Annotated in this window: 24 protein-coding genes; 6 read left to right on the top strand and 18 right to left on the bottom strand. The window is 69.9% G+C overall.

What is annotated here, in order from left to right; genetic code table 11:
* Positions 1-28 precede the first annotated feature (28 nt).
* The 5 genes from FQY83_RS13290 to FQY83_RS13310 all read right to left on the bottom strand — a co-directional run bounded on the left by FQY83_RS13290 (position 29) and on the right by FQY83_RS13310 (position 4,498).
* The gene (locus tag FQY83_RS13290) at positions 29-214 is read right to left on the bottom strand and encodes a hypothetical protein (protein ID WP_146388442.1); all 186 of its coding nucleotides are present in this window, start codon (positions 212-214) and stop codon (positions 29-31) included.
* Positions 215-559: 345 nt separating this feature from the next.
* Entirely contained in the window at positions 560-2,512 is a 1,953-nt protein-coding gene (locus FQY83_RS13295; RefSeq protein ID WP_146388443.1) for a phospholipase D family protein, read from the bottom strand.
* Complete coding sequence (locus FQY83_RS13300) at positions 2,509-3,072, bottom strand: YceI family protein (RefSeq protein ID WP_146388444.1); 564 nt, start codon at positions 3,070-3,072, stop codon at positions 2,509-2,511. The genes FQY83_RS13295 and FQY83_RS13300 overlap by 4 nt, the downstream gene beginning before the upstream one ends.
* Positions 3,073-3,340: 268 nt before the next feature.
* Positions 3,341-3,817: a SixA phosphatase family protein gene (locus FQY83_RS13305; RefSeq protein ID WP_146388445.1), complete on the bottom strand. Its 477-nt coding sequence runs from the start codon at positions 3,815-3,817 to the stop codon at positions 3,341-3,343.
* A 45-nt stretch (positions 3,818-3,862) separates the two neighbouring features.
* Positions 3,863-4,498 (bottom strand): ParA family protein, encoded by a 636-nt coding sequence (locus FQY83_RS13310; protein ID WP_146388446.1) that lies wholly within the window; start codon positions 4,496-4,498, stop codon positions 3,863-3,865.
* Between the two features lie 197 nt (positions 4,499-4,695).
* Between FQY83_RS13310 and FQY83_RS13315 the strand changes: the two genes are divergently transcribed.
* Complete coding sequence (locus FQY83_RS13315; RefSeq protein ID WP_146388447.1) at positions 4,696-6,183, top strand: AAA family ATPase; 1,488 nt, start codon at positions 4,696-4,698, stop codon at positions 6,181-6,183.
* A gap of 35 nt (positions 6,184-6,218) precedes the next feature.
* Here FQY83_RS13315 and FQY83_RS13320 read toward each other — a convergent pair whose 3' ends face one another.
* From FQY83_RS13320 to FQY83_RS13335, 5 genes are all read right to left on the bottom strand, one after another.
* The gene (locus tag FQY83_RS13320) at positions 6,219-6,737 is read right to left on the bottom strand and encodes a hypothetical protein (protein ID WP_146388448.1); all 519 of its coding nucleotides are present in this window, start codon (positions 6,735-6,737) and stop codon (positions 6,219-6,221) included.
* Between the two features lie 23 nt (positions 6,738-6,760).
* Positions 6,761-7,795: a hypothetical protein gene (locus FQY83_RS13325; protein WP_146388449.1), complete on the bottom strand. Its 1,035-nt coding sequence runs from the start codon at positions 7,793-7,795 to the stop codon at positions 6,761-6,763.
* Positions 7,796-7,926: 131 nt separating this feature from the next.
* Positions 7,927-9,630 (bottom strand): gamma-glutamyltransferase, encoded by a 1,704-nt coding sequence (ggt, locus tag FQY83_RS13330; protein WP_146388450.1) that lies wholly within the window; start codon positions 9,628-9,630, stop codon positions 7,927-7,929.
* Positions 9,631-9,743: 113 nt separating this feature from the next.
* Positions 9,744-9,890 carry a hypothetical protein gene (locus tag FQY83_RS17615; RefSeq protein WP_158636507.1) on the bottom strand — a complete coding sequence of 49 codons (147 nt, stop codon included), beginning with the start codon at positions 9,888-9,890 and terminating at the stop codon, positions 9,744-9,746.
* 27 nt (positions 9,891-9,917) lie between these two features.
* Positions 9,918-10,568 (bottom strand): tetratricopeptide repeat protein, encoded by a 651-nt coding sequence (locus FQY83_RS13335; RefSeq protein WP_146388451.1) that lies wholly within the window; start codon positions 10,566-10,568, stop codon positions 9,918-9,920.
* 417 nt (positions 10,569-10,985) lie between these two features.
* Here FQY83_RS13335 and FQY83_RS13340 point away from each other — a divergent pair, with 417 nt between their 5' ends.
* From FQY83_RS13340 to FQY83_RS13350, 3 genes are all read left to right on the top strand, one after another.
* The gene (locus FQY83_RS13340; protein ID WP_146388452.1) at positions 10,986-12,062 is read left to right on the top strand and encodes a hypothetical protein; all 1,077 of its coding nucleotides are present in this window, start codon (positions 10,986-10,988) and stop codon (positions 12,060-12,062) included.
* Between the two features lie 160 nt (positions 12,063-12,222).
* Complete coding sequence (locus tag FQY83_RS13345; protein WP_146388453.1) at positions 12,223-13,833, top strand: Tle-like phospholipase domain-containing protein; 1,611 nt, start codon at positions 12,223-12,225, stop codon at positions 13,831-13,833.
* 138 nt (positions 13,834-13,971) lie between these two features.
* The gene (locus FQY83_RS13350) at positions 13,972-14,640 is read left to right on the top strand and encodes an ankyrin repeat domain-containing protein (protein ID WP_158636508.1); all 669 of its coding nucleotides are present in this window, start codon (positions 13,972-13,974) and stop codon (positions 14,638-14,640) included.
* A 202-nt stretch (positions 14,641-14,842) separates the two neighbouring features.
* Here the strand turns inward: FQY83_RS13350 and aceA are convergent, their stop codons facing one another.
* Together aceA and aceB are read right to left on the bottom strand one after the other, a co-directional pair.
* On the bottom strand, positions 14,843-16,180 hold the full coding sequence (aceA, locus tag FQY83_RS13355) for an isocitrate lyase (protein ID WP_146388455.1): 1,338 nt from the start codon (positions 16,178-16,180) through the stop codon (positions 14,843-14,845).
* A 126-nt stretch (positions 16,181-16,306) separates the two neighbouring features.
* Entirely contained in the window at positions 16,307-17,920 is a 1,614-nt protein-coding gene (aceB, locus tag FQY83_RS13360) for a malate synthase A (protein WP_146388456.1), read from the bottom strand.
* Between the two features lie 114 nt (positions 17,921-18,034).
* Here aceB and FQY83_RS13365 point away from each other — a divergent pair, with 114 nt between their 5' ends.
* Positions 18,035-18,991, top strand: coding sequence for a LysR family transcriptional regulator (locus FQY83_RS13365; RefSeq protein ID WP_146388457.1), 957 nt, complete (start codon positions 18,035-18,037; stop codon positions 18,989-18,991).
* A 46-nt stretch (positions 18,992-19,037) separates the two neighbouring features.
* Here the strand turns inward: FQY83_RS13365 and FQY83_RS13370 are convergent, their stop codons facing one another.
* The 6 genes from FQY83_RS13370 to FQY83_RS17620 all read right to left on the bottom strand — a co-directional run bounded on the left by FQY83_RS13370 (position 19,038) and on the right by FQY83_RS17620 (position 24,438).
* Positions 19,038-20,423: a T6SS phospholipase effector Tle1-like catalytic domain-containing protein gene (locus FQY83_RS13370; protein WP_146388458.1), complete on the bottom strand. Its 1,386-nt coding sequence runs from the start codon at positions 20,421-20,423 to the stop codon at positions 19,038-19,040.
* Between the two features lie 24 nt (positions 20,424-20,447).
* Positions 20,448-21,080 carry a hypothetical protein gene (locus FQY83_RS13375; protein ID WP_146388459.1) on the bottom strand — a complete coding sequence of 211 codons (633 nt, stop codon included), beginning with the start codon at positions 21,078-21,080 and terminating at the stop codon, positions 20,448-20,450.
* Positions 21,081-21,249: 169 nt separating this feature from the next.
* Positions 21,250-21,852: a lysophospholipid acyltransferase family protein gene (locus FQY83_RS13380; RefSeq protein ID WP_146388460.1), complete on the bottom strand. Its 603-nt coding sequence runs from the start codon at positions 21,850-21,852 to the stop codon at positions 21,250-21,252.
* 34 nt (positions 21,853-21,886) lie between these two features.
* Positions 21,887-22,291: an alternative ribosome rescue aminoacyl-tRNA hydrolase ArfB gene (gene arfB / locus FQY83_RS13385; RefSeq protein WP_146388461.1), complete on the bottom strand. Its 405-nt coding sequence runs from the start codon at positions 22,289-22,291 to the stop codon at positions 21,887-21,889.
* Positions 22,288-22,986, bottom strand: a complete 699-nt coding sequence (locus FQY83_RS13390; protein ID WP_146388462.1) for a pseudouridine synthase — start codon at positions 22,984-22,986, stop codon at positions 22,288-22,290. The genes arfB and FQY83_RS13390 overlap by 4 nt, the downstream gene beginning before the upstream one ends.
* 153 nt (positions 22,987-23,139) lie before the next feature.
* A complete protein-coding gene (locus tag FQY83_RS17620) occupies positions 23,140-24,438 on the bottom strand; it encodes a sialidase family protein (protein WP_158636509.1) in 1,299 nt (432 codons plus the stop codon).
* Positions 24,439-24,842: 404 nt separating this feature from the next.
* On the opposite strand from FQY83_RS17620, the gene FQY83_RS13400 reads away from it, so the two are divergent.
* Entirely contained in the window at positions 24,843-25,220 is a 378-nt protein-coding gene (locus FQY83_RS13400) for a putative signal transducing protein (RefSeq protein ID WP_158636510.1), read from the top strand.
* Positions 25,221-25,333 lie beyond the last annotated feature (113 nt).

Consider the following 25,333-nt stretch of genomic DNA (forward strand, 5'->3'; position numbering starts at 1 on the left):
GCGGCGGCGGACGACGCGGCCGCGTGCGTCATGCGAAGCGGAAGCGCGCGTTGCCCGATTCCGGGGTGTAGCGCCTGTCGCTGGCATAGCCGCTGCTGTTGCCATAGCCGATGCCGAAGCCGCGTGCGCGGCGCTCGGACGCGGGAAGCGGGAGGGCGGTGCGCGCCTGCAGCGGAAGGGACGGGCGGGGGGCGGTCTGGAAAACGGTGTTCATGGCGGTCCTCGTGGGGGCGTTGTGTTTCGGTGTGTTGGTAAAGTAATACACTAAACAGGTTCGTGCATGGGCCGGAAGTCATACCCTTCGGGACGTTCTTGCGTCCACGATGGAACCTGTTGATTTGGATGGGTTTCGGGGGCTGACGGTTGCGGCCGGGAGGCATGACTGACGACCTATGCCGCTCTTGACCCCCTCCCCTGCGAAGCGGGGGAGGGCTGGGGAGGGGGTGCGAGGCGCGCAGCGCCGAGCTTTCACCGCGAAAGGCGCCCCCACCCCACCCCTCCCCCGCTTCGCGGAGGAGGGGGCTGAAAACCCGGGCCGCGGGAGGCGTCCGGAAGGACCTCAGAGGATCGGCGCGAGTCCCGCGCCGAAGGCGGTGAAGATGCGCGTGAGCAGGGTGCGGAAGCCGAGGTTGACCTCGGGGAAGTCGCCGACCGGTTCGTAGCAGGCGCGGAAGCCCGGGTCGAACGGCGACAGCGGCGCGGGGCATGCCGGCCCGGGCTGGAACTCGTAGCTGGTGGCGTAGCGCATCGGCCACAGGTCGAACAGCGGCAGGTGCTCGGACACCTTGGCCAGCGAGTATTCGAGCCCGGAGAACACCGGTGGCTTGTCGCGCCTCGCGATGGCCCAGGCGTTCTCCGGGGCGATGTCGCGGCGGATGCTGTCGGCCAGCGCGCGCGCGAACGCGGGGTCGTCGATGATCACCGCGCTCTCGGTGTTGTAGTCGTCACCGCGCGGGTCGAAGTTGTGGGTGCCGACCACGCCGATGCGGTTGTCGATCACCAGCGACTTGGCGTGCAGGCCGAAGCGCACGCCGGCGCGCTTGAGCGGCACGCGCTGGTGCACGCCGATGCCGGCGTAGCGCAGCGCGGCGTATTCGCGCGTCAGCGGCGGCGTGCGGCGGCCGGAGGCATCCCCGCCGGCGTCGGCATCAGCATCGGCATCGGCGGCATCACGCGCGATCTCGCCGATGTTGACGCTGCCATCGGCGTTCCACGAGATGTCGACCGCGCCGGTGGCCTCCAGGTCGATCGGCGCATCCTCCGGGAACGGCTTGAACTCGTGGATCTCGAAGCCGAAGTCGCGCAGGTAGCGACGCTTGTACTTGTACGACAGCGCGTAGGTGATGAACGAGTCGGTGGCCGCGAGGCTGTTGGTGGACACGACCACGCGCGGCGGCGGTTCGCGCTCGTGCATGCGCCCGAACATGGCCTGCGCCTGCTTCGACAGCACCAGGTAGGGCGTCTGCAGCAGCACTTCCTCCTGCGCCGACTCGATCAGTTCGTTGAGCAGCGGCGAGGCGTGGATCGCGCCGGCGGCGATCTCGCGGTCGCGCCGGTGCTTCTGCGGCAGGTCGGCGATGAACACCACATCGCCCACCGGGATCGCGGCCTCGACCAGGTCTCGCTGCACCAGGGCCCGGTCGTCTGCCGCGCGCGACACCGCCGCGACCCGCCGCGGATCCTCGTACGGCCAGTCCGGCAGCGCCGGCGCGCCGGCGCGCAGCAGGTGGCGGCCGACGTCGTCCAGCCGCTCCACCGGCACGCTCAGGCGCGCGTTCCAGAACGCCTCGAAGTTCGCCGCCATGTCCGCGGTCGCCGGGCCGCTGACCAGCACGTCGCGGTCGCGGAAGTTGAACTCCGGGTTCCAGTCGTAATAGTCGTCCTGGTAGTTGCGTCCGCCGGTGATGCCGACGATGCCGTCGACCAGCAGCAGCTTGCTGTGCATGCGCTGGTTGAGCCGGCGCCAGCAGCAGGCCGCGGCCCAGGCGTACATCGGATAGCTGATGCGCGCGCGCTCGAGCACCGGGTTGTAGATGCGGATCTCGAAGTTGACGTGGGCCGAGGCCAGCGCCGCCAGCGTGTCGACCTGGCGCAGCGCCGACAGCTGGTCGACCAGCACCCGAACGCGCACGCCGCGGCGCACCGCGGCCATCAGCTCGTCGAGCACCAGGTGGCCGGCGTCGTCCTCGTCGAAGATGTAGGTCTGCAGGTCGATGCTGGTGGTCGCGCCGCGGATCAGGTCCAGGCGCGAGACCAGCGCGTCCTGGCCGTAGTCGAGCAGCAGCGCGTAGTGCCGCGGCGCCTGCGGCGTGCTCTGCGCGTAGGCGCGCACGCCCAGTTCGCGCAGCGGCGAGGGCCGCGCGCAGGCATCGGGCGCATCGCAGTCGATCTGCGTCGATCGCGCCGCGGCCGCGATTCCCGCGGCCTGCTCGCGCTGCAGGTTCGACAGGCTGCTGCAGGCGCTGCAGGCCAGGACCAGCAGCGCGACGAGCGCACGCGCCGCCGCGGTCATGGCGTCGGCGCGGGCCGGGCGCGGATGTGCAGCGAGAACACGACCCGGTCCGACAGCGCGAACGCCCAGCGGTCCATCGCGAAGTCGCTGCGGTAGACCACGCCGCTGGCGACCACGTCGCAGTCGATCGTCGGGCGGTCGCAGGTCGCCGGCTCGATGGTGAACACCTCGCGCCGGCGCACGCCGCGGATGGTCAGCGCGCCGGCGAGCAGGCCGCCCTCGCGCAGCAGCTCGTCGGTGTAGGGATCGGAGACGAACTCCACGTGCGGGTGCCGGTCGGCGTCGAAGAAGCCCTTGCCGCGCGTGATCTTCGAGTACTGCGGGTGGCCGAGGATCTCGACGCCGTCGGTCGGCAGCCGCAGCCGCACCTGCCGGCGCAGCTCCGAAACCGGCACGATCTCGCCCTGCCACCGCGGGAAGCGCCCTTCCAGCGCCTGTCCCCAGCGCGTCTTCAGGGAGAAGCCGATGCGCGACTTCGCGGTGTCGATCTCGGCCGCCGGCACCGCCATCGCGAACCAGGCGCCGAGCAGCACCAGCCAGCGCAGGCGCCTGCCCGCCATGGCCCGGGTCCCGTCGCTGCGGACGCCGCGGGGCGCCCCGCCCTTCCGGGAACGTCCAGAATCCGTCATTTCGAGCGTCGCGGGAAATCGCGGGAAGGCAGACGATCGAAAAACAAGGGGTCCCACTGCGTTCGAAATGACGGATCCGGGATGTCCAGAGCTTCCCTTCAGACGCATGGATCTCCCTCCCGGATCAGGCCCGGGGTCGGAATGGCGAAGCTTCGAGGATTCCCGCAGACATCCGGCCACCATCGCAATGCCATCGCGCTCACGGCCACCAGAACGCGGACAGGGTGGCGATGCCGGGCTCGATCGTGGCCCCGGCCGGCAGCGACAGCACCGCGATCGCGGCCGGCGGCATGCCGCGGTAGTCGCCCGACTGGCCGCTGTGCAGCAGCGCCACCAGCCGCTCCAGCCCGGGGTTGTGGCCGACCACCAGCAGGCGGTCGGCGTCGCGATGGCCGTCGACCAGGCCGGCCAGGGTGCCTGGCATGGCCTCGTAGATCGACGGCTCCAGCCGCTTGTCGAGGTTGCCGACCGCCTCGACCACCGCCTCCAGCGTCTCGCGCGCGCGCCGCGCCGGCGAGCACAGCACGCGGTCGGGCACCAGCGCCTTGTCGCGCAGCCAGGTGGCGACCGCGTCGGCCTCGGCCAGGCCTTCGGCCGAGAGCGGCCGGTCGAAGTCCGATTGCCCGGGCAGCGGCGGCTCGGCGTGGGCATGGCGCAACAGGATCAGTTCACGCATCGACGCATTCCTCCCGGTGGCGTTGCTCGGCGGCCCGGAGGCGGGTCAGGCGCGCTTGAGCCACTTCAGCAGCGGCTGCCAGTCGGCCTGGTGGTCGCGCACCTGCGCCGAGTGGTAGTCGAACAGGCTCTTGCCGAAGCCGACCAGCATCACGTAGGCCTGGCTGTCGCGCAGCTGCGCCACCAGCGGGTAGGGCCACTGCTGCAGCAGGTCCATCGCCTGCTGCGAGGCGTTGGTCCACGGTCGCAGGCGGTTGCCGACCAGGCCCACGCGCAGGTCGCCCTTGCGCACCCGCGGGTGCTTGGCCAGGGCGTTGAGGAAGGGCACGGTGGCGTCGATGTCCAGTGCCGAGGGCAGCACCGGCACCACCACCGCGTCGGCGTGGTCGAGGTAGACCTCCAGCGTGTCGGCGTGGGCGCCGGCCGGGGCGTCGACGACCACGCGGTCGGTGCCCTCGGGAATCGATTTCCATGCCGTCTTGTGCCGGCTGCTGCCGTCGATCGGCAGCACCGCGCTCTCCAGCGCCGAGCGGCGTTCGGCCCAGCGCGTGGACGATCCCTGCGGATCGGCATCGATCAGGACGGTCTTGCGGCCCGCCAGCGCGGACTCCGCGGCCAGGTGGGTTGCGATCGTGGTCTTGCCGACACCGCCCTTGGAACTGGCCACCAGCACGGTCTTCATCCACTGCCTCCGCCATGGGAACGAGCCGCGAGCGTACACCGGCCGCGTCAAGGCCGCGAACACAAGGCAGGCGCCCGCGCGCGCTTGACGAGTTCTTTACAAATCAGCCGCCGCATCCGCCGCCCGCGGCCCGCGCAGGGCGTCCTCCCGCATCGGCGCGTCTGCTATCGTCGATCGTCCCCACCAGCCGACCGTGCATGAGCGACCTGCAGGACCTCGTGGCGCTGATCCGCGCCGACACCCCGCTGATCGTGGTCGAGACGCCCGACGAAACCCGCGCGGTCGAACTGTTCCGGCAATCGCTGACCCGGGTGTGGCGCGCGCTGTACCGCTGGTCGATCACCGAAGGGCTGCGCCGCATCGACCTCGACCGCGAGGACCCGGCCCAGGCCCCGCCCGACGCCGGCACCACCCTGGCCGCGATCCGCGACGCCGACCAGCGCGGCGTCTACCTGCTGCTCGACTTCCACCCCTACCTCGGCTACGCCAGCACCCGGCGCCAGCTGCGCGAGATCCTGCAGCGGCGCGACTGCCTGCCGCACGTGATCGTGCTGGTCGGGCACAAGGTCGAGCTGCCGCCCGAGCTCGACGCCAAGGCCGCGCGCTTCCGCCCGCGCCTGCCCGACGCCAACGCCCTGCTCAAGCTGCTGCGCGAGGAGATCGCCGCCTACCAGCGCGAGCACGAGGGCCGGCGGGTGGAGGTCGACGAGGCCACGGTGCGGCGTATCGTGCGCAACCTGCAGGGCCTGGAGGCGACCGACGCGCGCCGGATCGCGCGCCACCTGATCCACGACGACGGCGTGCTCGGCCCCGGCGACCTGCCGGCGCTGGCGCGGCTGAAGTTCGACCTGCTCAACAAGAGCGGCCACCTGCACTACGAGTACGACACCGCGCGCTTCGCCGACGTCGCCGGCGCGCGCCGGCTCAAGCGCTGGATCGAGCAGCGCCGGCGCGTGTTCGTCGAGGGCGACGCGCCGCCCGGCCTCGACCCGCCCAAGGGCATCCTGCTGCTGGGCGTGCAGGGCTGCGGCAAGTCGCTGCTGGCCAAGGCCGTGGCCGGCGGATTCGGCGTGCCGCTGGTGCGGCTCGACTTCGGCACGCTCTACGCCAAGTACCACGGCGAAACCGAGGCCAACCTGCGCGCCGCGCTGGACTCGTGCGACCAGCTCGAACCCTGCGTGCTGTGGATCGACGAGATCGAGAAGGGCGTGGCCGCCGGCAGCGGCGATGGCGACGGCGGCGTCTCGCGGCGCGTGCTCGGCTACCTGCTGACCTGGATGGCCGAGCGCAAGTCGAAGGTGTTCCTCGTCGCCACCGCCAACCAGGTGCGCGAACTGCCGGCCGAACTGCTGCGCAAGGGCCGCTTCGACGAGATCTTCTTCGTCGACCTGCCCGACGCCGGCACCCGCGCCCACGTGTTCGAGCTGCACCTGCGCCGGCGCGAACTTTCGCCCGAGCGCTTCGACCTCGGCGCGCTGGCCGCCGCCGCCGAGGGCTTTTCCGGCGCCGAGATCGAACAGGCGGTGGTCGCCGCCCTCTACGTCGCCCACGCCGAGTCGCGCGCGATCGACGACGCGCTGCTGCTGGAGGAAATCCGCGCCACGCGGCCGCTGTCGGTGGTGATGCGCGAGCAGGTGGCGGAACTGCGCGCCTGGGCCGGCAGCCGCACGGTGCCGGCGGATTGATCGACCCGGACCGCGGCGGAGTGCCGCACCCGGCCTCAGTCGTCGCTCGGCCTCGCGCCGACGCGCGCCTTGCCGCCGCGGCGCTCGAACGAGAAGGCGTACATCAGCCGGATCGCCACCGGGCGCACGACCACGTCCTCACCCGAGCAATCGGCGGTCCGTTCGACGCCTTCCGGGAACTCGCAGACCGCGGCGCCGAAGAACGTCCAGCGCCGGACCGCGTCGACCGCGGCCGCGACGAAGGCCGGATGCGGCTGCGCGGCGCAGCTGTCCACGCCGTAGGCGGGCGTGGCTTCGGTCACCGCGCCCTGTTCGCCGACGATGAACTCGACGCAGACCTCGGTCATGCCGTCGCCGCGGGCATCGTCCTGCGGATACGTCGGCAGCGGCGCCTCGATCGGTACCGCCATCAGAAAGGCCTGCCGGTCCTCCAGCGTCATCCTGGCCGCGGATGGGGGCAGGATCATCCGCTTCCCGACGGCGCGCTCCGTGCTCGCGCAGCCGGCCAGCGCGGCGATCACGAGTCCCGAGGCGAGGCTTCGGCACGCATTCATCCGCACCGAGGCGCCTGCCATGCTCAGCGTCCGGGCGGCGTCCAGCCTGCGGGCGGTTCGAGCGATACGCCGGCTTCCTGCAGCACACGCTCGACCAGTTGCTGTTCGGTGCGGATGGCGGGATCGGCGAGCAGGCGCACGAACTGCTCGGCGCCATCGCGAGGTTGCTGCGCCGCCAATGCTCCCCAGCGCTGCATCTGCCAGTCCCTGCGCTTCCTGCGCACGTCGATCGCTTCGCGCTCGGCCTGGCTTCCGGCCAGCTCACGCAGCATGAGCAACCCGATCCCCTGTTCCATCGCGGATCCGGACCGGTCCGCCAACAGGGTCGCGACGTGACGGCAATCGGCGGCGCGCGCAGGGACCACCCGCAGTTCGGCGTCCCCGCACGCTTGCCTCAGCGGCAACAGGTTCGGCCCAACGAAAGCGAGCCAAATGCCCATCGCCGAGATCGCGGCGGCCTCCTCCGCGACGTATGGCCCGCCATCGGCGATCGCCGCCCTTTCCATCGGCGTCGGAGGATGCCGCAGCAGGGCCGACACCATCCAGCGCACACCGTCGTACATATGCGTTTCCACGTGGATGGAACGCCTGGCCTGAACCAGCAGTTCGTCCGTGGGCAGGTCCAGGTACAGCAGCGGCATGAGGTTGTCGGGCTCGGCCGCCTGCCAGCGCCGCGCCGCGTCGCGGCGGATCGCAGAATCCTCCCCCCTGGCCGCGCCGACGAGCAACTGGTTCGCGATCACGTCGTCGCCTGCACGCGCCGCCGCCGCGCGCATCCATGCCCCGGCCTCGGCATCGGGAGGCACGCGGAACGATGGCGCGTCGCCATCGCGGATCATCGTCAGCGCGGATCTGCGCTGTATCGCCGCCAGCACGAGTTCCCGGGACCCGCCCGTATCCGCCAGTCCATCGGCAACGCGCAGTGCATGACTCCTGTAGGCGTCGGCGCGGGCCTGCTCCTGCGCGGACGCTTCGTAGCCCCATTCCACATTGTCGTGCTGCGCGTGCGCGAATGAGGGCACCACCAGCAAGGCGCAGAGCAACAGTCTTCTGATCATCGCGGTAGATCCAGTGAACATGAAGGCAGCGTAAGGGATTCCCGAAAACCTCGTCACATTGCGGCAGCCGGAGACCGGTCAAGCCGGCTTCCGGACTCCCTCCACGACGTTCCCGACGGAAGAACGTGACCTCAATACCCCGCCGCCTGCCCGTCCTTGCGCGACTCGCTGGCGCCGACGTAGCCGCCGTGCGGATTCACCATGATCGCCTGGTAGCCGCCGTAGGGGCCGTCGGCGAAGCGCACGCTGTGGCCCTTGCGCATCAGCGCGCGCACGGTCTCGTACGGGAAGCCGGTCTCGAGGTCGACCTCGCCGCCGTCGTGCATCGCGACGGCCTGGCCGGCCGGTTCGGTGGAGCCGTCGTGCTGGATGCGCGGCGCGTCGCCGGCCTCCTGCAGGTTCATGCCGAAGTCGATCAGGTTGAGCAGGATCTGCACGTGGCCCTGCGGCTGCATCGCGCCGCCCATCACCCCGAAGCTCAGCCAGGGCTTGCCGTCCTTCGTCGCGAACGCGGGGATGATGGTGTGGAACGGACGCTTGCCCGGCGCGTAGCCGTTGGGATGGTCGGCCCTGAGCACGAACTGCTCGCCGCGGTCCTGCAGGATGAAGCCCAGTCCCGGCGGCGCCATGCCGCTGCCCATGCCGCGATAGTTGGACTGGATCAGCGAGACCATCATGCCCTCGCGGTCGGCGACGGTCAGGTAGATGGTGTCGCCCTCGTCGAGCTGCTTCGGCGTACCGGGCTGCACCTCGCGCAGCGCGCGCTCCATCGAGATCAGCTTGCCGCGTTCGCGCGCGTAGTCCTTGGAAATGAGCCTGGCCACCGGCGCCGGATGGAAGGCGGGGTCGGCGTACCAGCGCGCGCGGTCGGCGAAGGCGAGCTTCTTGGCCTCGACGAACAGGTGCACGTGCTCGGGGCTGCCGAAGCCGTACGACTTCAGGTCATGCGGTTCCAGCAGGTTGAGGATCTGCAGCGCGGCGATGCCCTGCCCGCTTGGCGGCAGCTCCCAGACCTCGACGCCGCGATAGTTCGTCGACACCGGATCGACCCACTCGCCGGCATGCGCGGCCAGATCGTCGTAGGAGAGGAAGCCGTCGTTGGCCTTGAAGTAGGCGTCGATGGTGCGTGCGATGTCGCCCTTGTAGAACGCGTCGCGGCCGCCGTCGGCGATCTGTTGCAGGGTGTTGGCGAGGTTGGGGTTCTTCCAGGTCTCGCCGGTGCGCGGCGCGCGCCCGTCGATCGTGAACTGTTCGCTGAAGCCCGGCCACTTCGACAGCCGCGGCACCGAACGATCCCAGTAGTACGCGATCACCTCGTGCACCGGATGGCCTTCGCGCGCGTAGCGGATCGCGGGCTGGAGGTTCTGCGCCATCGTGCGCTTGCCGAAGCGCGCGTGCAGCGCGAACCAGCCGTCGACCGCGCCCGGCACGGTGACCGGCAGCGGGCCGTGCGGCGGGATGTCGGTCAGCCCGCGGCGCTCGAACTCGGCCAGGGTCAGCGACTTCGGCGAGCGCCCGGAGCCGTTGTAGCCGTGCAGCTTGTTCGTCGCCGGATCCCAGACGATGGCGAACAGGTCGCCGCCGATGCCGTTGCCGGTCGGCTCCATCAGCCCGAGCGCCGCGTTGGCGGCGATCGCGGCGTCGACCGCCGATCCGCCCGCCTTCATCACGTCGAGCGCGACCTGGGTGGCCAGCGGATGCGAGGTCGCCGCCATCGCGTGCGGGGCATGGACCTCGCTGCGGGTCGCGAACGGCTGGCCGGTGATGCGGTCGGCGGCGTGCAGTGCCGGCGCGGACAGCAGCGCGGCCCACAGGACGAGCGCTCTTGCCTTCATCGATGGACCTCGTGAATCCGGGAAGGCGGCAACATAACGCATGGCCGTGACCGGCAGAACGATCGCCGACCCCTCAAGGGGCCTTTTCGCGGTCGCGGAAGCAGACGCCATCGTCATCCCCGCGAAAGCGGGAAGCGCTTTTCAACAGCCGAATGGCTGGTCATCCATTTGGCTTTACGCAACGACGCTGGATCCCCGCTTTCGCGGGGATGACGACCTTCAATCGCGCAGGCCGTCAAGCCGATCGCGATGATCGGCACCGGATCGATCGCGGATCTCCGGACCGGTCAGGGCCAGGCGGGCGGATTCTCGCGCCAGGCCGCCAGCACTTCGGCGAGCACGGCGCGGTCGGCCTCGCTCCAGTCCGGCAGCAGGCCGGGCAGCGCGGACGGGTTCGACCAGCGCTCGGGATAGGTGCGCACGGCGGCGGCGTACCACGCGACGGCTTCCTCCCGGCGATCGAGCTTCCACAGGGCCAACGCCAGCGTCGGCGGCACCCATGCCGGATGGACGATGCGGTTGCTGAACGCCTGCGGCCATTGCGCCAGCGCGCCCTCGACGTCGCCCGCGCGGTACAGGTCCCAGGCCTGGTTCCAGTGCACGGCACGGCGCAGGGTGCTGCCGCTGGTGGTCAGCTCCACGGCGCGTGCGTACAGCGCCTTGCCGTTGTCGATGCGGCCAGAGGCCATCGACAGGTGCGCGAGCTGCGCGACCACCTCGTCGGCATTGCGGCCGCCACGCTTCATCTGGCGCGCGAGCTGCTCGACGGTCGCGTCGTCGCTGCCGGGAATGGCGACGATGGCGCGCGTCACGCCCGGATCCTCGTCGAAATAGAACTCCTCGGGTTTCGGCATTGACTGCGCCGAGGCGACGGCGGAAAAACCCACCAGCAACAACAAGATGCACGCGTGCGAGAACGCACGTGTCTTGGATTTCATCCCGGTAATCCCCTGTATACGGCAACGACCTCCCGCCGGGATTGTAGCGGCACTGCATGCGGATCGTGTAATCGGCGCGCCCGATCGGCCGGACACCATCATGAATGAACTGCCTCGGCGCCCGAGGAGAAGGACGGTGTCGGGGGAGAAGGACGGTGTCAGAGTCACCTTCTGACATCTGCTTCAGAACTTTCCGAACTTCTCCCGAGAGGCTGGATGAGGTCGCCAGACGGATGTCCAGGCAATAGTCGGGGCATGGAAGGATTGCTCCGCGGGAATCGGACCGCGCGGGCGCCCGAGGTCTTCGAACAAGTGAACCTGGCCCCTTTTCTCCAGGCAAGGGTCTGCCCCAGGGTTCGCGGGCCGGCGCGGCTTTCTATCCTCGGTGACAGGACCATCCATCCGAGGCACGAGTACATGGCGTTCCCGACGAATCCCTGGATCCCACCGATTCCGCCGATCCCGCTGATCGATTTCAACCGCGAGCTCAACCAGCGCGTGCTGGACCTGCACCTGCAGGGCACGGACGGCCCGCGCCTGCTGCACTCGGGTCCCGGTTCGGACTGGATCCCGCAGGGCCAGGGCCATGACGCGGGCCGCGGCGAGGTGCTGTCGACTTACAACGACGGCGGGCAGGTGCTGCTGTCGTTCCAGAAGATCGTGTCCGAATGCGATCCGGCGACCGACGAGGTCTCGGTCATCCTGGGCGGCGATCCGGAGGATCCCGACGCCGGCGCGCCGTCCAAGGGCGGCGGCGTGGCCACCGACGGCGAATACATCTATGTCGCCGACACGCAGGAGGTGTACGTCTATCGACGCACCGACGTCGAGGCCGCCCTGCAGCCGGAAGCGCCGCGACCGCCGCTGCGGCCGGACGCACAGCCGTCCACCTCGCAACTGCTGCAGCGCCCGGTGACGCCGACGGTCGAGGCGATCGCACGCATCCCGATCGACGCCGGCGACGGCAACGACATCTCCGCCAGCTACCTCACCCTGCACGACGGCCACCTGTACGTCGGCGACTTCACTTCCACCGGCATCACCAACACGTTCTCCGGACGCAACGATCCGACCCGCGACGCCGAGCTGCGTCGCTACGCGCTCGACCCCGATACCGGCCTGTTCGACCCCGCCGACTACCGCTCCATCGAGGCGCCGAAATACGCCCAGGGCGCGGTGGTCACCGACACCGGCGTGCTGTTCTCCACCTCGCTGGGCAGCGGCGTGACCGCGCCCGCCGACGACCTGGTGTTCCAGCCCACGACCGACACGCCGGCCACCTTCTCCACCGACGGCGACGCGCGCGAGGTCGGCCACCTGCCGCACTACGCGCAGGGCCTGAACGTCATCGACGGAGAACTGTGGGTGACGCACGAGAGCGCCGCCGACAAATACCGCGACAACGTCGACGATCCGCTCGACCACATCCAGCGCTATTCGATCGACGACCTCGGCCTGTCGCCCGGGGATCTCGGGATCGACACGCGCGGCTGACGGACCGGGCGGCCTGGCGGCATCCCGGTCCACCTTCCCGCGGCGGAAGCTCATTCAGCGTGCGCGGGCGCAGCAACCGCCCTCGCCCTCGGGCACGCCCTAGCTGTACGGAACGCCCGGCCGCGCTAGCTTTGCCATACCAGTTGGTACGGAGACCGCCATGGGCGTCGGCATTTCACCCGTCATCGATTCCGGCTCGCGCTGGCAGCTGCCGCCGTCGGCGCTGTTCGCCACGACGCCGCTGGTGTCGCCGATCACGACCCATGGCGGCTATCGCCCCGAAACCAGCTACCACCCGCAGCTGCAGTCGCCGGCCACCTCCCCCGCCGGTGGCACGCCGCCGTCCGCGGCCGGTGGCCAGTACGGCATCCCTGCCGGCAGCACCCTGCGCGACGTCACCAGTGGCACCCAGGCGCAACCCTTCGACGTGACCCTGTCGCAGCTGGCGACCGCGGTCTACGGCACCCGCGGCGATCCGCCGGAAGGCTGGAGCGCGGTCACCGACCCGCAGCTGCAGGAAATGGGCGTGGCCGACCCGCAGGCCTGGCGCCTGCAGTACCTCGGCGCCAACGACAGCGTGCCGAGCAACGACCAGGAATTCCGCGCCGAGGTCTACACCGACGGCGAGGGCAACTACGTGCTGTCCTACCGCGGCACCGCCGAGGGCGCCGACGACTGGGACAACAACTTCCGCCAAGGGCTGGGCTACGAGACCAACGACGGCGACAAGTTCAGCGTCACCGCGGTCAACACCGCCGTCGAGTTCGCGCGCGTGTTCGGCGACAACCCGGGTGGCGAATCGCGCAACCTCGCGATCACCGGCCATTCGCAGGGCGGCGGGCTGGCCTCGGTCGGTTCGATCGCCAGCGGCGTGCCGGCGGTCACCTTCGACGCCTCCGGCATCCATCCCAACACCTTCGACCGCATGGGCATCGACCCGCAGCGCGCGCGCGACCTGGCCGAAGGCGGCCAGATCCGCGCCTATTCGCTGTCGGGCGACGCCCTGACCAACGCGCAGGACAGCTGGATCACCGGAATCGTCGCGCCCGACGCGATCGGCACCCAGATCGTGGTCGATCCCGCGGCCGCGGACGAACACAACATGTTCACGAACTACGGGCCGATGGAAGGCTTCTCGCCCGAACAGAGCGAGCTGATCAACACCGGCGTCGAGGTCGGCCGCCATACCCCGTTCCTGCCGATCAACCCGGTCACGGGCGTCCTGACCGGCGCCGCCAACCTCGCCGGCACCCTCGGCTACGCCGCGATCAGCCACAGCCCCAATGCGCTGACCGCAGCGATGATCGAGCGCGAGCCCTGGCAGGCGGGCTACGAGAATCCGTCCAATGTCGGCCGCGACGCGCAGAACCTGCTGCCCGACGAACTCAAGGACGACTACGCGCGCAACGTGCACGACTTCGCCACCGACATCGACGCGGTGGTCGCCGGCGACTTCGCCGAGGGCCGCTACGTGCAGGGCGGCGCAAGCCTGATCGGCGACTTCGCCGAGGGCGCCTTCAACTCCACCGGCGATACGGTCGATCGCTATGCCGATTCGCTCGCCGCGACGATCGACGAGCATGTGGACGGCTGGGTCGGCGACGTGCTGTCGGGCACGGTCGACTTCGGCGGCGACGCGGTCGAGTTCGTGGCCGATGCCGGCGGACAGGTCGTCGAGACGCTCGCCGACGGCGCCGGCTGGCTGGCGCAGGGCGCGACCGATGCCGCCCAGGGCGTGGGCAACTTCATCGGCGGGCTGTTCGGCAGGTAGTCGCCCGGATGCCACGGTGAAGCCGATGCCCACTTGCGCGGCGCTATGATCGGGCCTGAAATGTCGCGCATGCGCCGCCTTCCCGCGATCGTGTCCGCGCTCCTCCTCTGTTGCGCCGCTGGGTGCGCCCGACCGTCCATGAGCAACGACGCCTTCTCCAATCCCGAACTGTCCGCGCTCGCCGACGCCGTGGACCGCGGCGACGCGCCCGAGATCCGGCGCCAGCTCGAACGCATCGACGCCGACACGCCCGGCAGCGACGGCGGCACGCTGTTGATGGCGGCGATCAAGCGCGGCCGCACGGCGAGCGTGGAAGTGCTGCTGGAAGGCGGCGCCGATCCCAATCGTGCCGATCCACGCGGCGATACGGCGGTGCATGCGGCCGCGTTCTCCGGCAAGGCGGAGCTGCTGCAGGCGGTGCTCGCCCACGGCGGCGATGCCAACGCACGCAACACCCATACCGGCGCCACGCCGCTGGTGCAGGCGCTGCTGTCGCCGGACGCGGGGCAGTACGCGGCGCTGCTGGCCGCCGGCGCCGATCCCGACGTCGCCGACGACAACGGCGACACGCCGCTCCACGTCGCCGCGCGCACCAACAACGGCGGGGCGATCCTGGCCCTGCTGGGCAAGGGCGCGTCGCCGCTGGCGAAGAACTCGGGCGGCGCGACGTTCCAGTCGTACTACTTCGGCTACAACCGCGCGATCCTCAACGACCGCGCGCTGGAGGAACGCCGGCAGGTCGTCGCCTGGCTCAAGGCCAATGGCGTGCCGCTGGAGGCGGCGGTGGGCGAGGCGGACCTGGAGTAGGAATCCTGGCGTCGGCTGGCCCCCACCCCGGCCCTCCCCCGCAGGCGGGGGAGGGAGCCAAAAGCGGCCGGCTCCTCCTCCCTCCCCCGCCTGCGGGGGAGGGCCGGGGTGGGGGCCACCGAAGTCCCGACAAGAAAACGGCCGGGCATCACGCCCGGCCGTTCCCTCCCTCCCACTCCTTAGCCCTCGCCGTGCCGCGTCCTCAGGCCGCAACCGCGTGCGAGCGCTCGAACTGCTCCTCCTCGGTCGATCCCTTGAGCGCGGTCACGCTCGACGCGCCGCCCTGGATCACCGTGGTCACGTCGTCGAAGTAGCCCGCGCCCACTTCCTGCTGGTGCGAGACGAAGGTGTAGCCCTTTTCGCGCGCGGCGAACTCCGGCTCCTGCACCTGCTCGACGTAGTGCTTCATGCCCTCGCCGCGCGCGTAGTCGTGCGCGAACTTGAAGGTGTTGAACCAGTTGATGTGGATGCCGGCCAGGGTGATGAACTGGTACCTGTAGCCCAGCGCCGCCAGTTCGTCCTGGAACTTCGCGATGGTCGCGTCGTCGAGGTTCTTCTTCCAGTTGAAGCTCGGCGAGCAGTTGTACGACAGCAGCTTGCCCGGGTGCTTGGCGTGCACGGCCTGCGCGAACTCGCGCGCGAAGCCCAGGTCCGGCGTGCCGGTCTCGCACCACACCAGGTCGGCGTAGGGCGCGTAGGCGATGCCGCGGCTGATCGCCTGCTCCAGGCCGTTCTTCACCTTGTAGAAGCCTTCCGCGGTACGGTTGCCGGTGACGAAGGGCTTGTCGTTGGCGTCGAAGTCGGAGGTCAGCAGGTTCGCGGCTTCCGCGTCGGTGCGCGCCAGCACCACGGTCGGCACGCCGAGCACGTCGGCGGCCAGGCGCGCGGCCACCAGCTTCTGCACCGCCTCCTGGGTGGGCACCAGCACCTTGCCGCCCATGTGGCCGCACTTCTTCACCGCGGCCAGCTGGTCCTCGAAGTGCACCGCGGCGGCGCCGGCGCCGATCATGTTCTTCATCAGCTCGTAGGCGTTGAGCACGCCGCCGAAGCCGGCCTCACCGTCGGCGACGATCGGCAGGAAGAAGTCGATGGCATCTTCTTCCTTCATCTTGCCGTCGCAGATGTTCTTCCACTGGATCTCGTCGGCGCGCTGGAAGGTGTTGTTGATCCGGCGCACCATCGTCGGCACCGAGTCGTAGGCGTACAGCGACTGGTCCGGGTACATGGCCTCGGAGGTGTTGCCGTCGGCCGCGACCTGCCAGCCCGACAGGTACACCGCCTCCAGCCCGGCCTTGGCCTGCTGCATCGCCTGGCCGGCGCTGATCGCGCCGAAGGCGTTGACATAGCCCTTCTTCGCGCCGCCGTTGACCAGCGTCCACAGCTTCTCCGCGCCGCGCCTGGCGAGCGTGTATTCGGGCTGCAGGCTGCCGCGCAGGCGCACGACGTCGGCGGCCGAGTACGGGCGCTCGACGCCGGCCCAGCGCGGGTCGGTGTTCCACTGCTGCTGCAGGGCGTTGATCTGGTTCTTCTGGGTGGTCATGGGGGTCTCCGGTGGAGCCGTGATTCGTGGATTGGTGATTGGTGATCCGAAAGAGCGGATGGCTGGCGTTCGCGAACGGGATCGGTTTTTTCCAATCACCAATCACGAATCACCAATCACCGCTCTTCAGATCCGCTCGTAAGCCGGCAGCGTCAGGAAGTCCTCGAGCGTGCGGCGATGGGTCAGCTCCTCGAGCAACGCGATCGCTTCCTGCACGCGCGCGGCGCCCGGCATCGGCTGGCCGGCCAGGCGCGAGGGCAGGTTGAGCAGCACGCGGTCGAACAGCGCCTCGTCGATGACGGTGCCGTCGTGCAGGTGCAGCGGGGTGCCGCCCTTGTCGCCGGCGTGCAGCCACTGCCACAGCTGGGTGCGCGCGATCTCGGCGGTGGCGGCATCCTCCATCAGCCAGTGGATCGGCACGCAACCGTTGCCGTCGAGCCAGGCGGCGAGGTAGCGCACGCAGACCTCGACGTTGCTCTCGAAGCCGATGCGCGTGATCGTGCCCAGCGACGGCGCCAGCAGGTCGCGCTGCGTGACGATGACCTCCTCGCGGCCCAGGTGCTGCTGGTGCTTCGAGGGCATGCGCTCGTCGAACACCTCGCGCGCCAGCGGGATCAGCGCCGGATGCGCGACCCAGGTGCCGTCGTGGCCGGCGGTGACCTCGCGCAGCTTGTCCGCGCGCACCCGCGCCAGCGCCTGCTCGTTGGCCTCGGCGTCGTTGTTGATCGGGATCTGCGCGGCCATGCCGCCCATCGCGTGCGCGCCGCGGCGGTGGCAGGTCTGGATCAGCAGCTCCGAGTAGGCCTTGAGGAACGGCTGGACCATCGTCACCTGGCCGCGCTCGGGCAGCACGCGGTCGCGGTGCGCGCGCAGGGTCTTGATGTAGGAGAAGATGTAGTCCCAGCGTCCGCAGTTGAGCCCCACGATGCGCTCGCGCAGCGCGTGCAGGATCTCGTCCATCTCGAACGCGGCCGGCAGCGTCTCGATCAGCACCGTGACCTTCATCTGCCCCTGCGGCAGGCCCAGCTCGCGCTCGACGTGCGAGAGCACGGCGTTCCACAGCGCGGCCTCCTCCATCGACTGCAGCTTGGGGAGGTAGAAGTAGGGGCCACGATCCTTCGCCGCCAGCGCCTTCGCGTTGAGCCAGGCGTACAGGCCCAGGTCGAACAGGGCGCCGGACATGCGTTCCCCGTCGACCAGCACGTGCTTCTCGTCCAGGTGCCAGCCGCGCGGACGCACGATCAGCACCGCGCGCTCGTCCTCGGGGCGCAGTTCGTAGCGCTTGCCATTGTCGCCGGTGAACGCCAGCGCGCCTTCGATCGCCTCGCGCAGAGCGCGCTGGCCGGTGACCAGGTTCTCCCAGGTCGGCGTGGTCGAATCCTCGAAATCGGCCATGTAGCAGCTCGCGCCCGAGTTCAGCGCGTTGATGACCATCTTCGGATCGACCGGGCCGGTGATCTCGACCCGGCGGTCCTGCAGCGCCTCCGGCGCCGGCGCCACGCGCCAGTCGCCGTCGCGGATCGCGCGGGTGTCCTCGCGGAAGTCGGGCAGGGCGCCGGCGTCGAACTCGGCCTGGCGGCGGCGGCGGGCTGCGAGCCGCGCCTGCCGCTCCGGCTCGAACCGGCGATGCAGCCCGGCCAGGAAGGCCTGCGCGCCGTCGTCGATCAGGTCGGCGGTGGCGGCGGAATCCGGCAGCTGGATGCCGGGAGCGATCGGGGAGGGCTTCAGGACGGCGGACATTGCGGGCTCCAGTGGATATTGCGGTGCAGCAGCACCATCCGCCCGGCGTAATTATTTGACAACACAGTTTTTTCAATGTAATTCATAAGTTTTTCAAATAAACGTTGCGAATCAATGCCTTCGACCCCCAGATTCGCCTACAAGGCCGATCGTCTGAAGCCGCTGCGGGCGTTTTGCCAGACCGCGCGGCTGGGATCGGTGTCGCGCGCGGCCGAGGCGCTGTACGTCAGCCAGCCGGCGATCACCCTGCAGCTGCAGGCGCTGGAGCGCGAGCTGGGGCAGAAACTGTTCGAGCGCAGCGGCCGGCGGCTGGTGCCGACCCGCGCCGGCGAGGCGCTGTACGAACTGGCGCGGCCGCTGGTCGACGGCATCGACACCCTGCCCACCGCCTTCCGCAACCAGCTCAAGGGCCTGGACGCGGGCGAGCTCAACATCGCCGCCAACAGCTCGACCATCCTCTACCTGCTGCCGCGGATCGTGGAGCGCTTCCGCGAGCGCCACGCCGACGTGCGCCTGAGCCTGCACAACACCGTCAGCGCCGACGGCACCGACCTGCTGCGCACCGACGCCGTGGACCTGGTGGTCGGCTCGATGCACGACGTGCCGACCGACCTGGTCTACGAGCCGCTGCACCGCTTCGAACAGCAGCTGGTGCTGCCGCCCGGGCACCCGCTGGCCGACAAGGACGACCTGACCCTGGCCGACATCGGCCAACACGGCCTGATCCTGCCGCCCAAGCGCCAGATCACCTGGCGGCTGGTGGACCTGGTGTTCCAGCAGAACCGCGTGCCCTACACCGTGGCGCTGGAGGTCGGCGGCTGGGAGGTGATCAAGCAGTACGTGGCGATGGGCATGGGCATCAGCATCCTGTCCTCGATCTGCCTGACCGAGGCCGACCGCGGCCGCATCGTCACCCGCCCGCTGGACCGCTTCTTCCCTGCGCGCAGCTACGGCGTGGTGATGCGCAAGGGCAAGCTACCCTCGCCGCAGGCGCGCGCCTTCATGGACATGATCCACCCCGACCTGTTCCTGCGCCGCGATTACTACGAGGGCGGGCATTCGGAGCGCTGAGGTTGCGCCCGATCGCGCCTGTCGGTCGGATGACGGGATCGATCTTTCAGCGTTGCGCGGGCTCCGGCGTCGATATCGCGTGGGCAGGGGCATCCATCATCCGGGCGTGCTCCATCTCCTGTAGTCGTGTTTGCGCCTGCTGCAGCCAGGCCTGTCCGGCTTCGCCGTTCAGGTAGTCGCGGGCCGTCGCGTCGATGGTCGCCGCGTTGCCCTGCTTCGCCTGCTCCAGCAGGCGCTGGACGACGTCGCCGTGCCCGGAGATCGCGGGCTCTGCGGCCTGCCTCGCGCCCGGCACCGGGCCCATCTCCACCTGTCGCCACGCCAGCCCGGCCGCCATCGCCTCGTTGCGCGGAACCGCGTCGCGACAGTCGATCCGGCACAGGGCCGGCGGAGCCAGTTCCTCCTGGTGGACGCGCGCGCCGTGGCGATCGAACTCCGAGGTGCGATAGAAGAACTGGTGCTGCTCGGAGCGGTGGATCACGTTGCGCGCCGGATCCGACGGCACCTCGCGCTTGACGAGGAACGGCCGGTCACCAAGCGCGTTGAGGTAGTCGATCATCAGGTTGCCGCTGCGGACGGACAGGCCGTCGAGCCGGTAGCTGCCGCCGATGTCGCTGTGCGCGCCGGCGACGGTCACATTGAGGAAGCGGCCGTCCTCGGTGATGCCGGAATCCGTGATCCGCGTGCCCTGGAACAGGTTGCGGCGCTCGTCGTCGGCCGTGATCTGGAAACCCGACACCACCGACGCGGCGGGACGCCGGTCGTGGTCGCGCGGCACGCCCGTGCCGACCGGATCGAACAGGCCGACCGCCTGCACCACGCTGCCCGGCTCGCGCAGCGGCGGTCCGGCGTAGGTCACGCGCTCGATCAGGCCGTCGCGGCCGCGGACCACCTCCACGCCTTCAGGGTTCAGGATGCCGCGCTCCTCGACCAGACGGGTGAAGCCCGCCGCCTGTTCGGCGCCGCGGCTGAAGCCGATGGCGGCGATGCGGATGTCGGCGTCCGGGTTCCTGTCGATCCAGTCCTTTGCCTGGGTCACGAACTGGAGATACATCTCCTCCAGGCGCGCTTCGTACGTTCGTCCCGAAATCAGATCCCGCGTGCCACCCAGTCCACCCTGGGTCCCGACGCCCTCGACATAGCCGGCATGGATCGCCGAGTCGCCCCGGAACCGGATTTCCCGTTTCGCGTGCTCCACGGCCTGGTCGTAGATCTCCGCAACGTTGGTCCGGTTCTCCGCTGCATCCTTCAGCCGGCTGTTGCCCGTGCCGTCGAAGGCTGCCAAGAACAATCGCTCGTTGGGTTGCGCCGCATCCACCAGTGCGGGCGCCTTGAACATGGCCAGTTCGCGACTGGCGCGGTCATAGCTCGCCAGATCTTCTTCCGTGGCCGGGTATGTCGCCACGCCGTCGGGATGCCTTTCCCCTCCCATCTTCAACCTCCATGTCGATCCGGATCAGTAGGTCCGACTCCAGGCAAGGACCAAGTCCCTGCGAAAATCACTGTGTGGATTCCCCGGCGTCCTCAGGGATTTCGTCGGGATTCGCGCCCGCATGTGGACATTGATGGTTCGATCGTCCACTTCCAGCAGGATGTCCGGATTGAGGATCGACACGCCCTCGGCGACATCCTCGCGGGGGACTTCGTGCAGGATCAGCTGGTCGCGGAAGATCGCGGCGATGTCGACTTCCACCTCGTGCGCCGAGCCATCCTTCGAACGCCAGCGCACGCGCGCCGGCGCCGGGAAGTTCATGACCCCGATGTAGCCGGACGGCATGTTCCCACGGCTGTCCGGGTGAACATCCTCCACGGCGGGCTGCAGCACGTCGTCCGGTTCCGACAGGTGCCGGAAACCGTTGTAGTCCACGACGCAGCCGTAGGTCGAATGGCTGAAAGCGCCAAAGTTGTGCTGCACGAACTTCAGCGGCCAGTCGGCGACCGTATTGTCCGGCCGTGCGGCCCCTTGCGATGCCACGTCCTGTGTCGTCATTGCCATGCCCTGGCATCCGGTTGTCGCCAATGATGCGGCCATCACGGCCGCCATGATCGGACGCAGCGGCGTGCGTCCTGCGCCTGGTGTCCCGTCCATGCAAACCTCCGTGTCCGCGCCGGAACCGCGGGCGGGTTCCAGATCCGGACCTTAGCGTTCCGGGCGGGCGGATTCAAACCGGACAGGTGGCATTCGGAAATGCTTCCGCGGCGAATCCGCGACGCATGCCACGCTTTGGGGATGGCGTTTTCCCGGCAACGGGACCGCCTCAAACCGTCCCGCGATTCCTCCCCATCCACGGCCGGTACCACTCGCGCAGCGCCGCGATGTCCGCGGCCATGTCGCCGCTGGTGGTGAACAGGGGTCCGACGCCGATGCGCTTCTCCGGATAGTGGAAGTACGCCGGCAGGATCGGCACCTGCGCCTCGTGCGCGATCTTCCAGAAGCCGCTCTTCCACTTCTCGACCCGCTTGCGCGTGCCCTCGGGCGTGAGCGCGTACCAGATGCGCTCGCTGCCGCGGATCATGTCGACCGCCTGCCCGACCGTGCCCTGCGGCGAGCTGCGGTCGATCGGGATCACGCCGAGCCTGCGCAGCAGCGGGCCGAGCGGCCACCAGAACAGCTGCGCCTTGCCCAGCACCCTCGCCTCGAAGCCGAGCGCGAGCTTGGCGGCGAAGCCCCAGATGCCGTCCCAGTTCGACGAATGCGGCGCCACGATCAGCACCAGCTTCGACACGTCCGGCAGCGGCCCGACCACGCGCCAGCCACCGAGCCGCAGCACGCTGCGGCCGATCCAGCGGGTGAACGCATTGGGCTTCACGCGCGGCGCGCTGGGCGGCAGCGGCGGCACCACCTCGTTGCTTGCGGTCATGCGCCTCCCACGCCGTGGCCGTCCCGATCCGGTTTCAGTCCCATTCGCGCCGGGTGCGCGACTGCTTGATCGTACTACGCTGGCGCTTCTCGCCCAGGCGTCGCTCCTTCGCGCCACGCGACGGCTTGGTGGCGATCCGCTGCTTCGGCGCGTGCAGGCCGCTTTCGATGAACGCCTGCAGCCGTTCGCGCGCATCCTCGCGGTTGCGCTCCTGGGTGCGGAAGCGCTGCGCCTGGATCACCAGCACGCCGTCGGCAGTCACGCGCCGGTCGCGCCTGGCCAGCAGGCGCGCGCGCACCGGTTCGGGCAGCGAGGGCGAACCCGCCACGTCGAAGCGCAGCTCGACCGCGGTCGCGACCTTGTTGACGTTCTGCCCGCCGGCGCCGCTGGCGCGGACGAAGCGTTCGACCAGTTCGTCCTCGGGGATCGCGATGCTCATGCCGGCGATTGTAGGGCCGGGCCGAACAGCGCCAGCGCCTTCGAGAATTCCGCGTCCGGCGGCGCCTCCACCACCAGGCGCTCGCCGGTGTGCGGATGCACGAACGCCAGCCGCTGCGCGTGCAGCAGCATGCGGTGGATGCCGAGCATGCGGAAATGGCGGTTGTGGCGACCGTCGCCGTGGCTGGTGTCGCCGATCAGGTGGTGCGAGGCGTGCTTGAGGTGGCGGCGGATCTGGCGGAAGCGGCCGGTCTCGGGCATTGCGCGCAGCAGCGCGTAGCGCGAGGTGGGGAAGCCCGTCGAGGGCAGATCCAGCTCGCAGGTGGCCAGCCGTTCGAAATGCGTCAGTGCCGGCTTCTTCAATGGCTTGCCGGGGCCGCCGTCGAGCGGATGGTCGATCGTGAAGCGTTCGTCCGGCCAGCCGCGGCAGACGGCGAAGTAATGCTTTTCGACCTCGCCCGACATCAGCGTCTTGCCGAGCGCGGACGCGGTGTCGCGATCGAAGGCCAGCAGCAGGCATCCGCTGGTGGCACGGTCGAGGCGATGCACGAGGAAGACCGGGCGGCCGAACTGTTCGCGCAGGCGGTCGGCGAGGAAGTCGTCCTCGCCGCGCGCGAGCGCGCTGTCGTGCACCATCAGGCCGGCGGGCTTGTCGACGACGGCGAGCCATGCATCCACGTGCAGTATCTGGATCATCCGTGTCGACAGATCCTGTTCTCCGGCAGAGCGCTGTTTGATGTTGTTATGAGATGTCATCCCGAGCGCAGCGAAGGATCTTCTGTCCGCGCGCGGGGAAAGCAGATCCCTCTCTGCGTTCGGGATGACATGGCTCGGGGCTGCAGGCGCCGATCAGTCCCCGCGCACGACGCGCACGCCCTTGAGGTTGGGCACGCCGTTGGCGACGTCGGTCCAGGCGACGAAGGCCACGCCGTCCACCACCGCGAGCTGCGGGAAGCCGGTGCCGCGGCCTTCGCCGCCCACCTTCGCCACTTCGATGCGCTCGTATTCGGTGGACAGGTCGTGGCTGCGCCGCGACAGCCACAGCGACTGGCGCCCGCCTTCCTCGCGCAGCCACAGCGCCCAGGCCTGCTGCGCGTCGAGCGCGAGCGCGATGCGCCCCAGCACCGCCGCGCCGCTGTCGAGCGACACCGGCGCGGCGAAGCCGTCGCCGGCGTCGCTGCTGGCGGCAAGCCGCACTTCCGGCACGCCCGTCGCCTCGGTGTACCAGCCGGCCACGACTGCCTCGCCCAGCGCGGCGACGTCGGGACCGTTGACCGGGCAGGCCGGCATGATCCAGCCATCGGCGTGCACCGGCTTCGGCGCGCTCCACGCGCTGCCGTCGAAGCGCGTGGCGAGGATGTCGCGCACCTCGTCGTCGCTGCGGCCGCGGTAGACCAGCAGCGGGCCCTTCGCCGTCACCGCGACCGCGGTCTGGCAGCAGTCGCAGACGCGTGCGTCGATCTCGGCCTCGACGCTGCGCTGCAGGTCGGCGTCGAACAGCGCGGCGCGCAGCGTCATCGCGCCCGCGCCGCCGGCATGTCCTGCGTGGCCGTCGTGCCCGCCACCGCCGGTGTTGCGCCCGTCCAGCCAGGCGACGCCCAGCGTGCCCTCGCCCTGCGCCCACATCGACACGAAGCCGTGCTCGGTGCGGGTGCCGTCGTCGTGCGGCATCACCGGCGCCGCCCAGTTCGCGCCGCCGTCGCGCGAGCGCGTCAGCACCACGTCGTAGGCATAGGGCGCCTCGCCGCTCTTCTGCAGCCAGTGCGCCCACAGCGCGCCGTCGGGCGTGGCCGCCATGTGCGGCACGTCGGCCCAGTTGACGAACATGCTGTTGCCGACCGCGATGGTGGTCATCGCGTGCATCCAGCGACCCCACGCCGGTTCGTAGCTGCTGAACTGATAGATGTGGCGGCGGCCCTTCTGCGAGTTGATCCAGCCCAGCAGCAGCTTGCCGTCGGGCGTGACGGCGAGGCTGGGCGAGGCCGATCCCGGCAGGGTGCTGGGCAGCGCCCAGGCCTCGATGCGGCTGGGGGCGGACACGTCGGCGGTGGTGGCAGGCGCGGATGCGGCGTCGCCGTCGCTGCCGTCGCAGCCGGCCAGCGCCAGTGCGGCGGCCAGCAACGGGACCTGGAATGCCTGTCGGATCATCGGTTGGTTGTGCATGAAGGTTGCCTCCCGTTCCGCCATTGTCCCGCTTCAGCGCCGTGTCCGCCGCGGCTCCTGTCGCGGCTGCCTTCCCGTCCCAGTCCCTTTCCGTCCCAGTCCTTTTCCGTTCCAGTCCTTTTCCGTTCCAGCCCCCTTTCCGTCATCCCGGCGAAAGCCGGGATCCATTTGGCTGTTACTGTCCACGCCGAACGGCAGGATCAAAATGGATCCCGGCTTTCGCCGGGATGACGACCCTGGCGTTCGCCGGAATGACGGCAAGGGCGCCGGAATGGCGCCGACGATGTTTGCCGGGAGCCTACGACACCGCAACGGCGACGCCGTTCACCGCGATGTCCCGCACTAGCGTAGCCTGTCCGCCAACCACAGGCATCCGTACCGCATTGCGCATGTTCACCACCGTCGCCAGCTATCTCGATCCGGTCGAAGCGCAGATCGCGCGCGGCCTGCTCGTGGCCGAGGGCATCGACGCCCACATCGGCGACGAACACCTGGCCATCGCCAACTGGGAATGGCGACTGGCGATCGGCGGCACCCGCGTGCGCGTGGCCGACGCCGACGCGGTGCGCGCACGCGCCATCCTGCAGGCGATGGAGGCCGGCGAGTACGCGATCGACGACGAGGCCGCGCCCGCCGATGCGCAGCTGCGCGCGCCCGATCGCGAGTCGGCCTCCAGCCGGCTGGCGTGGCTGGCGCTGATCCTGCTGAACATCCCGCTGCCGTGGCGGCGGCGCAATGCGGGCCCTGCGGTGGTGCGCGACGCCTGAGCGTCGGGGGCAGCATCGGCCCTGACCCCGGTTTTGCCGCGCCTGTCAACGGGTTCCGGCACGCGCCCGCGGTTGCCACAATCGCGCTTCCGCGGCGCGACGCCGCACGCAGC

The sequence above is a fragment of the Luteimonas marina genome (genome assembly GCF_007859325.1).
GTDB lineage: Bacteria > Pseudomonadota > Gammaproteobacteria > Xanthomonadales > Xanthomonadaceae > Luteimonas > Luteimonas marina.